Here is a 13171-nt window from a genome sequence, read left to right as displayed (position 1 = left end):
CGCCTTACTGCGCCGCGACCTTGGGGGCGGCTTGCTTCTTGGCGGGCTTCGTCGGCGCGGGCTTGGCCGCTTCCGGCGCCGCGACCTTGGGGGCGGCTTGCTTCTTGGCGGGCTTCGTCGGCGCGGGCTTGGCCGCTTCCGGCGCCGCGACCTTGGGGGCGGCGTCCAGCGCGGCGTTGGCCTTGTCGGCGTCGATCTCGCCCAACGTGCGATAGCCTTCGGCGCGCGCCGCCGATTCCTCGGCTTCGTTGTGGACGCGGCGGCGATCCTCGAGATCGTCCCAGCCCTTCGCGCCATAGAGCGCCTTGGGGTATTCGGCGTAAGCCATGTTCTGTCCTTTCGGGGTTAAGCCAGGATGCGCGCGGCCGGATTTTCGGCGAGGTAACGGCCGACCTCGCGCGCTTGGCGGATCGGCTCGGGCTCCGGCGCATCGAAGCCCGGGAAATGCTTGTTAAGCACCGCGATCACTTCCGGCGTCAGCAGGTCGTCGATCGCGATTTCGGGAACGGCCGGCGGTTCGGCGCCCGCCATCATGGCTTGCGCGCGCGCCTTGCATTCCAGATACCCGGCATGCGGCGGCGACGTGTCGCCCTGGGTCGCTTCGATCTGGTCGATGCGCTTCACGAAATCCGGGTTCGGGGCGCCGACGATTTGCGCCAGCGCGCCCGTGATGGTCGGCGCCGGGAAGCCCAGGCGCGCGGCGATGGCCTTTGCCTCGGCGATGCGCTGGGGTTGGAGCCAGAGGTAGAAATCGTGCCAGAACTTGAGTTCGCGCATGTTCCCGGTTTTCTTGGGGCAATCCAGGAACTCGGCATCGACGAACGCGAGATTGCGCTCCGTCGCCAGAACCCACACCTCGGAAAGCCAGGTGTCGCCCCACCAGAACGGGAAATGCTCGGGGAAGATGCGCTCGCCGGCCGCCTCGAACCAGGCATGCGACGTGATGGGCGCGAGCGTCAGATCGTCGCCCTTCGATTTCCACCACCACAGGCCCTTGGGATTCGCGCGCCAGGCCTCGGCAATCGGCTTGTCCCAGTCCTTGGACAGGCAAATCGCGTCATCGATGAAGCAGGCGTAAACATCGCCCGGCACGTCGCGGCAAATGCGGTTATGCAGCGCGTCCAGCGACACAGGACACTCGCCGACGCGATAGCCGAGCGGGAGCTTGGCTTGCAGGTTGTAGAGCGTGCCGATCGTCGCCTTGTCGTCAACGTCGCACGCCACGACATAGCGTACGTCGTTTTCGCCGCTTTCGTTGTCCCGCAGACTCATGAGGGCGGCCGTCAGTTGCGACGACCGCCCACGCGAGAGCAGGTGAACCGTGATTTTCACCCGGCCCGCCATCACGTCGAGGCCAGGCCCTTCGTGACGAGGGCCGCGCGCAGCGCGTTGACGAGGGCGATCATGCCGTTCGCCTGCGCGGACGTGAAGCCGTAGGTCGCGGCACCGGTCGTCGCCGCCGTGGTGGCGAGCGCGGCCGTGGCGGAGAGTGCCACCTGCGCCGTGCCTGCCGTGCCGTGGAAGCCGATCTTGTCGGCCGCCGCTTGGCCGAGGATCGTGCCGTCGGGGTTGTAGTCGGAGAGTTGCTTGGCCGCCATGATGACGGTTCCTTTCTGCGAATTTGGAAGGGGGATGGGGCGGAGCGCGCAGGCCCCGCCCCCTCATGCCGCCAGGGCGTTTAGCCGTCGGCGTGCATGCGCGCCGCGAGTTCGGCGCGGAGCGTCTTGTAGCCGTACAGCACGTCGACGCGGCACGGCATGTTGTCGTTGTTGATGTCGTAGGCCCGCACGATGCGCATCGAGATGCCGTCGAACACTTCGCGTGCGGCGAAGTCCACGCCCTTGGGCATCACGAGGTCCGCCGTGGCGAACGCGAACGCATCCTTGTGGAACGCGAGCGACGTGCGCAGCTTTTCGCTCGCACCCGCACCGACCTTCACGACCGCGCCCGAGTTGTCGGGATAGGCGGAGACGTTCTGGTTGGCGCCCGACACGACGATCGCGGGCGAGATCGCCAGCGAGGTCGCCGACGTGCCCGAATTCGCCGTCACCACGAATTGCTGAAGGTCGGACGTGACCTGCTTGGTCTCGGGGTGGACGCGATAGCAGCCCGCGAACGTCACGATATCGCCCTTGAGGAACGAGGTCGTGCCGGTCTGGATCGTGATGGTCGAGCCCTGCTCGGTCGCGCCATTGACCGTGTAGCCCGTCGTCTTGGCGGCCGTGCCCGTGGTGTGCAGCGGCAGGATCGTGTTCTGGTAGTAGTCGAACCCCGCCGAATGGCCCATGGCGCCGGTCTTGTACTGCTTGGCGACCGAGGCCGAGTCCTGGAACAGGCCCTTGGTGTCGTTGACCAGCTTGCGCTGATCGCGCGGCATCAACAGGCAGGTCCGATCGCCGTCGTTCGGCGCGAGTGCGAGGTCGAGCACTTCCTTGCCGGCGAGCGACGTATCGAACGTGAAAGCCGAACCGTCCTGATCGACGATCTGGTAAACGTCCTTGTACATCGAGATCGCGTCGGCCTCGATGCTCGCCGCCAGCGTCGTCATCGCGGGCTTGATGTAGCGCTTCGAGAAGTCGTCGATCGACAGCGTCAGATCGGCGGACGAGAAACGCATGCCGACATGCTTCTGGTTGTTGACCTGAAGCGTGGTCGAGCTTTCCGTCACGTCCTGCGCGGTCATCACGGCGCCGTCGGTCACGACGTACTTGTTCGGCAGGCGGATTTTCAGGCTGTCGCCGATCTTGGCGCCTTCCTGGGCATAGGACTTGTCGTATTGCCGGTTGATGTTGCCGATGAAGTTGAGCTCGGCATGCAAGATGCGCAGGGCCTCGCGGGTCACCTGCGTCGGGGTAAGGTACGTGGACGCCATGGATTTGTCCTCTCGGGACTAGGGGCTGCGGTTAGCGCCCCGCGACCTGCTTGTTCCGCTTCGCCATCCACGCATCGATCGAATCGCCGTCGGACGGTCCGCGCTGAGGTGCGGCGCGGCCGGTTCCGGCTTTCGGGGTCGGGGCGGGTTCGACGACGGGCGGAGCGACAGCCTTCGCGGCGGCGCGCTGCTTTGCGATGTGCCGGCGCCATTGCATCGCTTCGTGCAGAGTCTGCACGTCTCGCGGCGTTGCGGCTTGAAGTTCCTCGGTCGAGTAACCGAGCTCCTTGCCGAACGTGGTGAGTTCGCGGGCCTTGGCTTCGGACCAATCGGGAATGAGCTTGCGGATCTCGGTCTGGACGTTCGCGGCGCGCTCGGATTGCGCCTTGCGCTGCTTGCCTTCCAGCTCGTCCGCCTTGCGCGCAATCTCAGAAACCTTGCTCGCGCGCTGGTTCATGAGGGTTTGGCGCTGGGCGATCGCCGCGTTGCACGCGGCCGGATCCTCTTGGGCCCATCGATTCCAGTCGATCTGGTCGAAGCGCGCGAGATCGCGATCCATGACGGCGATTTCCGTCATGTCGCGATTGAACTCCCGAAGCACGCGTTGTTCCGCGGCGAAGGCGGCCTTCTCGGCTTCGTGGGACTTCCGGAATTCGGCCACTTCCTGCGTCTTGCGGGTGTAATCCGCTTGGCGCAGATAGCCGTCCTTCAGCTCCTTCGGAACCTTGTAGGTCTTGCCCTCGTGCTCGAAATCTTCGAGCCCTTCGTCGGCTGCGGCCTGTGCGGCATCGGCAAGGGATTCCTCGCCGCTATCGCCTCCGGCATCGCCGTGGTCGTCCGTCGCACGCTCGTGCAGCTCGGGTTCCGCGCCGCCTTGGGACGCAAGCGCGTCCGTCGCGGCCGGATTGTCCGGCGCGTTCGCCATATCGGTCATTGGTTTCCTCTGAGTTGCGGTGTGGCGGACTGCCGGTCCGGCCTGCGGTCTACGCCGTGCCCATCGGCATCCCGGCGGGTGCCGCTTGGCCCATGGCGGGCTGCGGCTGCGGGGGCGATGGGGGCGCGAGAATTTGGCGAATGGTGTCGAGCACGATGGCTTGCACGGCCTGCGGCGTCATGGCGGGCCCGACGGTTTGCAGGCGATCGGTCTCGGCCTTCATGCGGTTGGTTTCGGCGTCCATGGCGCCGGTCTTGGCGTCGCTGGTCGCGCGCAACAGCGCGGCTTGCGCCGAAACCATGCGCGGATCGGGCGGGGGTTGCGGAGCCGGCTGGCCGTTGAGCGGCGGCGGCAGCAGGGTTTGCAGCCGCTTGGCGATTTCATCCGCCCCCGGCCAATCGAGATTCTTGGCGAGCAGATCGCCGATCACGGCGGCGGCCTGCGGGAAGGCGCGCAGCAATTCCATCATCTGGTTCGCGGCTTCCTCGCGGCGCGTGGTGAAGGACGGGCCGACGTCGACGACCAGATCGTATTTGCCGGCGCTCAGGTCATAGATGCGCTTGGCGTTCTCCATCGCCTGTTGCTCGGCCATCGCGGGAGCGCGCTTGCCAAGCGTCACTTCCTCCGTCGTCGCGCCATCTTCGCCCAGGATGCGCACGACGCGGCCCGGCGTGTAGACCTTGGGGATCAGCTCGATCAGAATGCGGCCCGCGTGGTTAATCGCGCGCGCCATGTTGTCGAGGAAATGGAACGTCGAAACATCGCCCTCGCGTTGCCGCGCCAGGATGGCCTTGCCGCTCGTCTCGTTCGATTTCTGGCCGATCGAGGCGTTGAACAGCCCGATCACCGCCATCAGGTCGTCCGACGCGGCCTTGGCCTCGCTCATGGCGCCCAAGGCGCCGCCGGCGTCGAGCGGTTGGCGTTGCGGCTGCGTCGGCCCGTCGTACTGCACGAAGGGATGGCTGACCGAGTTGATCGTCGCCCATTTCGCGGCGTCAGTGTCGAACGCGTTGACCGGGCCGATGAACGGGGTGCGCGGGGCCAGCGCGACCAGCTCGGTCGACGTGGTGCGCCAATAGTTCAGCATGCGTTGCGGATCGGCGGCGTCGCGCAGCAGCGAGCGGAAATGCCGCTTGCCCTCGACATTCACCTCGTCGCCGTAGACCGGGATGATCGGGATGTATTGGCCCGCCCATTCCGTCGTTTCGAGGATCTCCGCACCCGTCATCAGGCGATGCGTGACCTTGAACCGATCGATCTGGCGCGAATCCTTGACGCCGATCCCCGCCGCATCGAGTTCGTCCTTGAGCGGGGCGAGCTGTTCTTCGTCGATCACCCGGCCGTCGGTCAGCAGCACGATCGTCCGGCGCTCGGTCGAGCGGTGATACCACTCCGCGACCATCACGCGGTCGCCGTCGCACCAATCCGAATCCTTCAACTCGGCATAGGCGCCCTGATCCCAATTGACCTTCTCGGCCTTCGGGAAGCGGCGCTCGAATTCCTCCTTTTCGAGGAAGTCGACGACGAACGCGTCGTTCCAATCCGAGGAATCGGCGGCGGTCGAGGCGGGGTCGCCATAGACCGTCAGCGGGTTCGCGACGCGCTCGATGACCAGATCGCGATCAAAGCTGTCGTCGCCCGCGTATTTGACCGCGATGCGGAAATACCCGAACCCTCCGGAAACCGCGCTGTCGGTCGCGGTGTCGTAGGCCACGTCGGCGCGCGACGCGTATTGGATATGCCGGATGATCCCATTGAACACCTTGGCGGTGTCGGGATCGGCCCCGCCATCGACGGGGCGCACGCGGATCGAGGGCTTGTTCTGGCGCGCGTCGTTGACGACCTGGCGGATGAACGTGGGCCCGCGATTGACGGTCAGGCACGGGCGCTTTTCGTTGAGCCGCGCGGTCTTGATTTCGGCCGGCCATTGCTCGCTCAGGCGCCAGAACCGCATATCGTCGAGGAACGCCTTGCGGTTCTCGTCCTCGGCGTCCGACGCGCGCTTGAACGCGTCCTTGCCCTGTTGGAGCAAGTCGTCGTCCTTGTCGTCGTCGTCTTTGGGTTCGGACGCGGCCATGACTCAGCCCATCCAGCCGGCGCCGCCGGCATGTTCGTGATGGCGCGCAGGTGCTGGTTTCGCCGGACCCGCCGCGATTTGCGGGAACAGGTGCGTGAAGCCCCACACGGCCGCGTCGAGGCGATCGGGGGAGCCCGTGCCCTGGTATCCGCCGGCGGTCATCAAGCACATCTGGTTTTCGAGCTCCGTGAACGTGCCGCAATGGCTGATGCGATTGAGGCTGTAGAGCGAGCTGATCGGCTCGGCCCGGACATGCTTGCCGCGCGACGCGCGAACCTCGAGAACGGGCAACGACGTGCGTACCGATTGCAGCGTGTGCTTGACCATGTCGCCGCCCTGGTTGACCTCGACGATCACGGCATTCGCCTCGTAGCGGTCGTAAGCCGCGATGGCCCGATCCGCCCATTGCCGGGGCGTGCCGTGCGCGGATAGGTCGTCGATCACATAGCCGCGCCCATCGACGCCCAGGCCGCAGACCACGATCCCGTGTTCGTTTGCCGTGTCCTCGCTCGACGTGGCGGGATCGACCGCGACCACGACGCGCTTCAATTCGGGCGGTGCGTTGCGCCGGTTGGCGTGGAAATTCGCGCGGTCCCAGATGGCACCGATCGCGGCGGGCTCGTACTCGCCTTCCCAGATATGGGCGTAGCGATCGGGGTTGCTTTTGAGATCGTGAAGGCGCTCGGTTTCGAGCACCGACGGAAAGAACGGGTTATCCGACCAGTTCGCTTTGACGACGATGGCGCCGGGCGGCGGCGATAGGCCGCGCAGCAGCTTGTCGAGCGGGTCCGCCGCGTTGCGCGGGTTCCAGCTCGCCCAGATTTCGGAGCCCTCGGCGCGCAGCGTGGGGCGCAGCATTTCGAGGGAGCGGGCCGACATCGTCTGGCCTTCCTCGATCCAGGCGATGTCGAAGCCCTCGAGCGACTTGATCGATTCCGCCGTGTGGTCCTGCATGCCCTGGAACAGCACGAGGCCGCCGCCGGGCGTTCGGATCTCGGTGTCGAGCGCTCGGAACGAGTCTTCGACCCCCATCCGCTTGATCTTGTCTTCGATCAGACGCTTGGCCGATTGCTTCAGCGTTTTCTGCACCTCGCGGATGCAGACCGCGCGCAAGCCCCGGCGGCGCAGCGCCGTCGCGACCAGCAATTCGCCGAAGAAGTGGGACTTGCCCGAACCGCGACCGCCCCACGCGCCCTTGTAGCGCGCGGGCGCGAGCAACGGCTTAAAGACCCTCGCGATTCCGAGCGGGATCGACGACGCGCCACTCGACGACATGGTTGATGGGTTTCTCCGGGTCGCCGACGTGTTGCGTCGGCATCACCTTGCCGAGCAGTGTCAGGAACGCCTGGGGGTTTTTCCTCGCCTGCTCGGCGAGGTATTTTTCGCCGCCGACCTTGTCGAACGCGGCGAGGATCGCGGATTTCACGTCGCGCGTGAGTTTGTTGGGCGTGCCCTTTTTCCGGCCGCCGCGACGCTCGCCGGGCTTCGATCCGGCCATGGGCTACTCCGCGCTAGTTTTGCCAAAAGAAAACCCCGCGGCGAATGAACGCGCGGGGCTGTGAGTCCGAACAAGGAGGCGCTTGGTGCAATCATCCAAGCTCGCAGAAAACCTATGGCACGACGCCGATTTCGTGCCAGAACTATTTCACGCCATTTGTGCCACTCGTGCCAAACGCTCCCGCTCCATCGCGACGTAGCGCGCGGCGAACGCGACCAGCGCATCGCCGTAATGCCGCTTCAACGTCCGCTCGGGGATGTAGCGGCGCTTCACGATATCCTTCCAATGGACCTTTCCCGCGCGCAGCCACAGCAATTCGCGCTCGTAGTCGTTGAGCGTGCGATGCGCCATCGCCGCGCACACCGCGTCGAGCCTGTCAAGCGCTTGCGCGCTGGGCGGTAGCGTGCCGACCTGGGCGCGCTCCAAGCCGTAGGCCTCGAAATATTCGTGGATGTAGGCCGGCATGTTCGACCGGAACCCCGCGGGCCATGTCCCGCGCTCCCGACAGGTCCGCGCCGTCACGAACGCCTCGCGCAGCAGGCCGATGATGGTCTTGCGCCATCCGGTCTCGGTTTCGTGGGTCATGACCTATCTCCGGCAGTAGATCGCAATGGCGATCTTGTCGTCGGTTTGCAGCAGGCGTGGCGCGTATTCCTCGACGCAGTGGCGGGGCCACCAAGCCGCCGCCACAAACATCACGATCAGAATCGCGACACACGCGATCGTCATAATTCTCATCGCTTCATCCTCCGTCCCCAGCGTTTCGCGGCTTCGTTTTTCAGCGCCTGCCGCAGCCAATCGTCCGTGACTTCCTCGACGTTGAGCACGACCACGCCTTGCTCGGCCCACGCGCGTTGCCGGAGCGCTTCAAGCCCCTCGCTCGACGTGGGCGCGGACGGCACGATGCGCGCGAGGCAGGAGCGGACGGCGGTCAACGTCCACCTCCTTGCGCCGGCGGCAACCCGAATTGCTCGGGCGTCGGGCGCGGGGTCTTGGCGCGCTCGGCCTCGGGCATGGCGAGCCAGGTCTTGGCGGCCGCGCTGAACGCCTTCGCGCGCGGATCATCGTCGCTCACGCTCGCCGCAGCGCCGGGATTGCGTTCGGTGTCCTCGATCGCGGCTTTGAGGCAGTACGCCAGCGATTGCGGCGGCTCCCGGCCCGACACGGCGAGGCGCCCCATCACGTCCCGGCACACGTCGCCGAACCGTTCGGGCGTGAGCTTGAGCGCCCGGAGCTTGCGCGCGCTGTCGGGATCGCCGCCGGCGAGGCGCTTGCGTCGGGCGCTTTCGCCGAAGGTCGCGACCAGCGCGGTGTCGAATTGCTCGACGAAGGCGAACTCGGCGTCGCTCAGCCCGAAACTTTTTTCGGGCGGCGCGTCGTCGTCGGCGCTTTCGGCCCGGATCGTAGATGACGATGATTCAGGAGATATAGATTCTCCCTTTCCTTCTCCCCTTTCCCTCTCCCCTCTCCCCTTAAGTCCCGACTTCCGTGGAATTGGGGGGGTGTTTCCGGCGGAAATGTAATGGCCGTCCATCGGCATTCCGTCGGAATTCCAGCGCTCGAAACTCGGAATTCCATCGGAATTCAGACCCGCTTTCCGGAGCCGGTCGCACAGTTTCTTGTGCGCGTTCCGGCGCTTACCGTCCAAAGCGTCGTTCGCCTTCTCCGCGACGACCGGGTGATAAAGGCGTCCGTCGCTGCACTTGACCCAGCCGCGCAGCGCGCCCTCGCGGACCTTCTTCCAATCGGTCACGCCGCGCCCGAACCCGGCGAGATTGGCGAGAATCTTGTCGTCGTCGGGCACGCTGGCGGCCGGAATTTGGTGCCACGAGGCGCACCAGAGCATGACGGCCGAGCGGAATTCCTCCGGGCCGGCGAGGGCGGCGAGGTCGCTGTCTCGCAGGCGCACAACGTCGAGCGGCATATAGGCGAAGTCCCGCAGGTCGGCATCGGCGGGCACGAGCGGGGGCGGCAGGGCGTCGGTCATGGGGTCAACCCTTGGGCGTCGGTGTGGCGGATGAAGCGGCCGATAAGCTCGGGGAAGATCGGGACGAAGGAGTCGCCGTAGGCGGCGAGACAGGCACGGCCAAGGCCGCGTCGAGCAGCCAGCGCGGCGGAAACCCCATCATCCATTCCACCAAGCGCAGGAGGTCCGCCGTTCCAGCCAGACCAGCGCGCGAGCATTGCTCCGATAGCGGACGGCTGTTCTTGGTCGCCGTCGCGTCGCTCGTCTTGCCGGATCGCCAGTCCCGCGCCAGCGGCGTTGCTCGCAACGCCGCCTTGAGGTTCATGCCCGTGCCTTGCGGGGGCGCCCAGGCGCCCCCGGCCTGTTTCGTCGGCGTCGGCAACAGCGAGCGTTCCAACTCGGTCTGATTGACACCCCGCGACCGTTTCCCGGAACACGGCCGGCAGGCTGGCAACAACGACCACTCGGTTTCGGCGATGGGGCGCACCGGCGTGCCAAGCACCCACCACGACCGGCCGGACTTCGTAGCCGAGCGCTTCCAGCGCATCGTGAACCCGGTCATAGCCTCGAGCTCGGAGCCCAGGAACGTTCTCAAGGCAGACCCAACGGGGTCGGAGTTCTCCGGCGATGCGGATGGCGTCGAAGAACAACCCGGTGCGCTCGCCGTCGACGCCTTTGCCTTTCGCGTTGGCGCTGCTGGCGTCCTGGCAAGGGGGAGATCCGCAAACAATGTCGATTGGTCCATGGTCGCGCGTCACCTGTTCGCCGGTAAGGGTTCGGACATCGGGATAGACGGGGACGCCGTAGCGCGCCGCGTAGACCGCGCGCCGCCACGGGTCGAATTCGCAACCAGCGACGACATCGATTCCGGCAGCATTGAAGCCGAAATGCCATCCGCCGGTTGCGCCGCAGAACAGGTCGAGCGCCTTCATGCGTCGCCCCCCGCATCCAGATCGTGGAAATTGGCGGTCGGGCCATCGAAGGCGACGCGGACCATGCCCACGGCGCCGTCGCGATTCTTGGCGATCAGCAATTCGGCTTTGCCCTGGGCCTCGCGGCACGCGTCGTTCCAGCGCATTTGCTTGTCGAGGAACGTCGCCTCGGTTTCCTTGGGCGAGCGCGTCGGCTCCGAACGCGTCAGGTAGTAATGCTCGCGATGCACGAAGATCACGATATCGGCGTCCTGCTCGATATCACCGGATCCGCGCAGATCGGAAAGCTGCGGCCGCTTTTCTTCGCGCAGTTCGTTAGCGCGGCTCAACTGGCAGAGCAGCACAAGCGGGATGCCGAGTTCCTTGGCGAGGCGTTTGAGGCCGCGCGTGTTGTGACCGATCGCCTGCACCGGTTGGCCCTCCAGGCCGCGCGCCGTGGCCATCAGACCCAAATGGTCGATGACGCCGAGGCCGATCTTGTTCTTGCGTTTGGCGCGCCGCAGCGCGGCGGAAATCTGCATCAACGAGACGCCGGGGCGATCGTCGATCACGATCGGGGTCTTCGCGAAACGGCCTTGCGCCTCGGTCAGCGTCACCCAGGCGTCTTGCCCCAGGCGGCCGTTGCGCACGGCCTCGAGCGCAATACCGCTGATCTGGCACACCGCGCGCCGGCCGATCTGCGCCGCGTCCATTTCCAGCGAGTGGAACAAGACGCCGGTCCCGTTCGTGGCGACATGCCGCGCGATCGCCACGCCGAGCGCCGTCTTGCCCATCGAGGGGCGCGCGGCGATCACGGTCAGCGTGCCGGGCTCGAGACCGCCAAGGCGCTCGTCGAGTTCGGTAAGCCCCGTGCGCAACCCGGTGAACACGCCCTTGCCCGCGCGATCCGCGCGTTCCAGCGCCAGCGACATGGCCCTGCCGAGATCGACCGGGCCCGTGCCCGCCTCGCCGCGCTCGACCAGATCGTAAAGCGCCTTTTCCAGGCCTTCGATTTGCTGGTCGGCGGTCGTGCCGATCTCGAATTGATAGGCGGCCCCTTCGAGTTCTTGGGCAAGCCCGATCATCTCGCGGCGTTGCCAAAGGTCGCGCAGTTGGCGCGCGTAATCCTTGGTGTTGACGATCGTCATCGCCGCCGCTTGAAGCCGGGCGAGATACGTCTTGCCGCCGAGCTTTTGAAATTCGGCATCTTCCGCCAGATACGCGGCCATCGTCGCGGCGTTGGCCTGGCGCCCTTGTTCGATCAGCGTCGCGATCGTCTCGAAGATCCGCGCATGGGTGGGGTCGGCGAAATGCTCGGGCCGCGTCGTGTCGGCGATGCCTTCGAACGCGCGATTGTTCGCCATCAGCGCGGCGAGCAGCGCCATCTCGATCTCGAAATTATGCGGGGGCACGCGCACGCCGCCCATCGAGAACGCATCGCCCTCGGGCGGGGCGCGATCGTCGGGCCCCTGGTAATCGTCGGGCGGACCGGCACCGTCCATCATCGCTTGATCTCCGCGCGCAGCAGCTTCGCCGTGGCCGCGACATAGGCGCGATATTTGGCGGTCTTGACGCCGCCCTTGGCCCGGCGCCATTCGGCGCGGGCGTGCAGGGTCCGGCGGGCCAAGCCGCGCAGGCGACGGGCGCGGGTCATGTGCCCACCTTCGGCAGAACCGACCCGACCTGTTTCCAGTTCAAGCCGCCGCGCGCGAAATCCCAGCACGCCATGGCATCGGCCGCGTTGTGGTCGTTCGGATTCCAGCCGAGCGTGCGGCAGGTCCGGATCACGTCGTCCTTCTTGGCCCGCGCATCGCCGCAGAAATGCTTGCGCACCTGCTGCACGTTGACCTCGAACACCTCGATGCCGAGGCGCATCAGCGTTTCCTCGGCGATGGCCGCGAAGCCCAGCAGCATGCGCACGGTGTTGGCACCCGCTTGGATCCCGGCGAATTTCGATCCCGACGCGAAGGGCAGCGGCGCCTCGAACACCGCCGTGTCCGGCTTGTGGAGCGAAACAAGCTCGGTGATCCGGTCGCGCAGATCGATATAGCGATCGCCGAATTCCGACCCGCGCAGCTCGAACGAGCCGCCGACCGGCCGGGGCTGGCCGCGCGAATCGGGTGGGCCGTCGCAAGCCCACCCGGTCACGCTCGCCAGATCGAGGGCGAGGATCGGCATCAGTGCGCCGCCGCTTGCGCCGCGGGCGGGGTCTTCGGCAGTTTGGCCCGCAGCTTGTTGACCTTAGCGATGTCGTCGACGAGCTGATCGTCGTCGCCCTTCAGCGCGCCCGCGAGTTCGATTTGCGCCGCCTCGTAGCTCGCCTTGTAGGCCAGGAATTCCGGGCTGCCGTCGTCGTAGAAATTCTGATAGCCCTTGCCGTTGCGGCCGTCGGCGTCGCCCTGGGATTTGGCACGCTCGATCGCCTCGGTCGAGCCGGGCGCGCCGTTGCCGCCCTTCGCCATGTGCGCGTCGCGTTCGACCTGATCGCCGATCGAGCGCGTCTCGCCGGGGGCCGCTTCGAACATGCCGAGTTGCGTGCCGATCTTCAGGCCCGCGAAGCGCGCGAGCTCGTTGCGCCGGCGCGTCTCGCGATCGATATCCTCAGGCTCGCGCTTGCGGGCCGCGAGCAGCCAGACCAGATCGGCGGTTTCCTTGCCCAGGATTTTCGCGGTTTCCTTGAGCTGCTTGCGATAGCGGCCGTTGGCGCGCGTCATCGTCGCCTTGGCGGCTTCCATGTCGTTGTGCTGCGCCTCGAGCATTTCGAGGGCCTCGCGCTTCTGTTCCTCGGTGTAGCTGCGCGCGGGCTCGGGCGCCTTCGCCTTGCGGCCCTTCTTCGTGGTCTCGGCGGGCGCGGCTCCTTCGGTCGGGCCCTTCGCGGTGAGTTTCTTAGCCATGGTCGGGGTTCCTTTCGGG

The 13171-nt window shown here is 66.3% G+C and carries 17 protein-coding genes; all 17 read right to left on the bottom strand.

The window, feature by feature from the left end:
- Positions 1-4: 4 nt before the first annotated feature.
- Positions 5-328, bottom strand: a complete 324-nt coding sequence (locus J0H39_13955) for a hypothetical protein (protein ID MBN9497856.1) — start codon at positions 326-328, stop codon at positions 5-7.
- A 17-nt stretch (positions 329-345) separates the two neighbouring features.
- Positions 346-1272, bottom strand: a complete 927-nt coding sequence (locus J0H39_13950; protein MBN9497855.1) for a hypothetical protein — start codon at positions 1270-1272, stop codon at positions 346-348.
- A gap of 71 nt (positions 1273-1343) precedes the next feature.
- Positions 1344-1598, bottom strand: a complete 255-nt coding sequence (locus J0H39_13945; protein MBN9497854.1) for a hypothetical protein — start codon at positions 1596-1598, stop codon at positions 1344-1346.
- 80 nt (positions 1599-1678) lie between these two features.
- A complete protein-coding gene (locus tag J0H39_13940; GenBank protein ID MBN9497853.1) occupies positions 1679-2872 on the bottom strand; it encodes a hypothetical protein in 1194 nt (397 codons plus the stop codon).
- A 31-nt stretch (positions 2873-2903) separates the two neighbouring features.
- A complete protein-coding gene (locus J0H39_13935; protein MBN9497852.1) occupies positions 2904-3806 on the bottom strand; it encodes a hypothetical protein in 903 nt (300 codons plus the stop codon).
- A 49-nt stretch (positions 3807-3855) separates the two neighbouring features.
- A complete protein-coding gene (locus tag J0H39_13930) occupies positions 3856-5883 on the bottom strand; it encodes a hypothetical protein (protein MBN9497851.1) in 2028 nt (675 codons plus the stop codon).
- Between the two features lie 3 nt (positions 5884-5886).
- Positions 5887-7158 carry a PBSX family phage terminase large subunit gene (locus J0H39_13925; GenBank protein MBN9497850.1) on the bottom strand — a complete coding sequence of 424 codons (1272 nt, stop codon included), beginning with the start codon at positions 7156-7158 and terminating at the stop codon, positions 5887-5889.
- Positions 7106-7381, bottom strand: coding sequence for a hypothetical protein (locus tag J0H39_13920; protein MBN9497849.1), 276 nt, complete (start codon positions 7379-7381; stop codon positions 7106-7108). The genes J0H39_13925 and J0H39_13920 overlap by 53 nt, the downstream gene beginning before the upstream one ends.
- A 147-nt stretch (positions 7382-7528) precedes the next feature.
- The gene (locus J0H39_13915; GenBank protein ID MBN9497848.1) at positions 7529-7966 is read right to left on the bottom strand and encodes a hypothetical protein; all 438 of its coding nucleotides are present in this window, start codon (positions 7964-7966) and stop codon (positions 7529-7531) included.
- Positions 7967-7969: 3 nt separating this feature from the next.
- The gene (locus tag J0H39_13910; GenBank protein ID MBN9497847.1) at positions 7970-8119 is read right to left on the bottom strand and encodes a hypothetical protein; all 150 of its coding nucleotides are present in this window, start codon (positions 8117-8119) and stop codon (positions 7970-7972) included.
- Positions 8116-8316 (bottom strand): hypothetical protein, encoded by a 201-nt coding sequence (locus J0H39_13905; protein ID MBN9497846.1) that lies wholly within the window; start codon positions 8314-8316, stop codon positions 8116-8118. Before J0H39_13905 ends, J0H39_13910 begins: the two co-directional genes overlap by 4 nt.
- Positions 8313-9368 carry a DUF1376 domain-containing protein gene (locus J0H39_13900; GenBank protein ID MBN9497845.1) on the bottom strand — a complete coding sequence of 352 codons (1056 nt, stop codon included), beginning with the start codon at positions 9366-9368 and terminating at the stop codon, positions 8313-8315. Before J0H39_13900 ends, J0H39_13905 begins: the two co-directional genes overlap by 4 nt.
- Positions 9365-10279: a DNA cytosine methyltransferase gene (locus J0H39_13895; protein MBN9497844.1), complete on the bottom strand. Its 915-nt coding sequence runs from the start codon at positions 10277-10279 to the stop codon at positions 9365-9367. The genes J0H39_13900 and J0H39_13895 overlap by 4 nt, the downstream gene beginning before the upstream one ends.
- Positions 10276-11763 carry an AAA family ATPase gene (locus J0H39_13890; GenBank protein ID MBN9497843.1) on the bottom strand — a complete coding sequence of 496 codons (1488 nt, stop codon included), beginning with the start codon at positions 11761-11763 and terminating at the stop codon, positions 10276-10278. Before J0H39_13890 ends, J0H39_13895 begins: the two co-directional genes overlap by 4 nt.
- Positions 11760-11912 carry a hypothetical protein gene (locus J0H39_13885; GenBank protein ID MBN9497842.1) on the bottom strand — a complete coding sequence of 51 codons (153 nt, stop codon included), beginning with the start codon at positions 11910-11912 and terminating at the stop codon, positions 11760-11762. The genes J0H39_13890 and J0H39_13885 overlap by 4 nt, the downstream gene beginning before the upstream one ends.
- Entirely contained in the window at positions 11909-12436 is a 528-nt protein-coding gene (locus J0H39_13880) for a hypothetical protein (protein MBN9497841.1), read from the bottom strand. The genes J0H39_13885 and J0H39_13880 overlap by 4 nt, the downstream gene beginning before the upstream one ends.
- Positions 12436-13152: a hypothetical protein gene (locus J0H39_13875; GenBank protein MBN9497840.1), complete on the bottom strand. Its 717-nt coding sequence runs from the start codon at positions 13150-13152 to the stop codon at positions 12436-12438. Before J0H39_13875 ends, J0H39_13880 begins: the two co-directional genes overlap by 1 nt.
- Positions 13153-13171 lie beyond the last annotated feature (19 nt).

The sequence above is a fragment of the Alphaproteobacteria bacterium genome, from assembly GCA_017308135.1.
In the GTDB taxonomy this organism is placed as follows: Bacteria; Pseudomonadota; Alphaproteobacteria; order CACIAM-22H2; family CACIAM-22H2; genus Tagaea.
This window is presented reverse-complemented; position numbering and strand designations above follow the sequence as displayed.

Bases quoted from the DNA above. Each gene is read 5' to 3' on its own strand.
- J0H39_13925 (MBN9497850.1), bottom strand. From the start codon at position 7,158: ATGTCGTCGAGTGGCGCGTCGTCGATCCCGCTCGGAATCGCGAGGGTC.
- J0H39_13895 (MBN9497844.1), bottom strand. From the start codon at position 10,279: ATGAAGGCGCTCGACCTGTTCTGCGGCGCAACCGGCGGATGGCATTTC.
- J0H39_13930 (MBN9497851.1), bottom strand. From the start codon at position 5,883: ATGGCCGCGTCCGAACCCAAAGACGACGACGACAAGGACGACGACTTG.
- J0H39_13875 (MBN9497840.1), bottom strand. From the start codon at position 13,152: ATGGCTAAGAAACTCACCGCGAAGGGCCCGACCGAAGGAGCCGCGCCC.
- J0H39_13955 (MBN9497856.1), bottom strand. From the start codon at position 328: ATGGCTTACGCCGAATACCCCAAGGCGCTCTATGGCGCGAAGGGCTGG.
- J0H39_13890 (MBN9497843.1), bottom strand. From the start codon at position 11,763: ATGATGGACGGTGCCGGTCCGCCCGACGATTACCAGGGGCCCGACGAT.
- J0H39_13935 (MBN9497852.1), bottom strand. From the start codon at position 3,806: ATGACCGATATGGCGAACGCGCCGGACAATCCGGCCGCGACGGACGCG.
- J0H39_13940 (MBN9497853.1), bottom strand. From the start codon at position 2,872: ATGGCGTCCACGTACCTTACCCCGACGCAGGTGACCCGCGAGGCCCTG.
- J0H39_13880 (MBN9497841.1), bottom strand. From the start codon at position 12,436: ATGCCGATCCTCGCCCTCGATCTGGCGAGCGTGACCGGGTGGGCTTGC.
- J0H39_13900 (MBN9497845.1), bottom strand. From the start codon at position 9,368: ATGACCGACGCCCTGCCGCCCCCGCTCGTGCCCGCCGATGCCGACCTG.
- J0H39_13915 (MBN9497848.1), bottom strand. From the start codon at position 7,966: ATGACCCACGAAACCGAGACCGGATGGCGCAAGACCATCATCGGCCTG.
- J0H39_13910 (MBN9497847.1), bottom strand. From the start codon at position 8,119: ATGAGAATTATGACGATCGCGTGTGTCGCGATTCTGATCGTGATGTTT.
- J0H39_13945 (MBN9497854.1), bottom strand. From the start codon at position 1,598: ATGGCGGCCAAGCAACTCTCCGACTACAACCCCGACGGCACGATCCTC.
- J0H39_13920 (MBN9497849.1), bottom strand. From the start codon at position 7,381: ATGGCCGGATCGAAGCCCGGCGAGCGTCGCGGCGGCCGGAAAAAGGGC.
- J0H39_13885 (MBN9497842.1), bottom strand. From the start codon at position 11,912: ATGACCCGCGCCCGTCGCCTGCGCGGCTTGGCCCGCCGGACCCTGCAC.
- J0H39_13950 (MBN9497855.1), bottom strand. From the start codon at position 1,272: ATGAGTCTGCGGGACAACGAAAGCGGCGAAAACGACGTACGCTATGTC.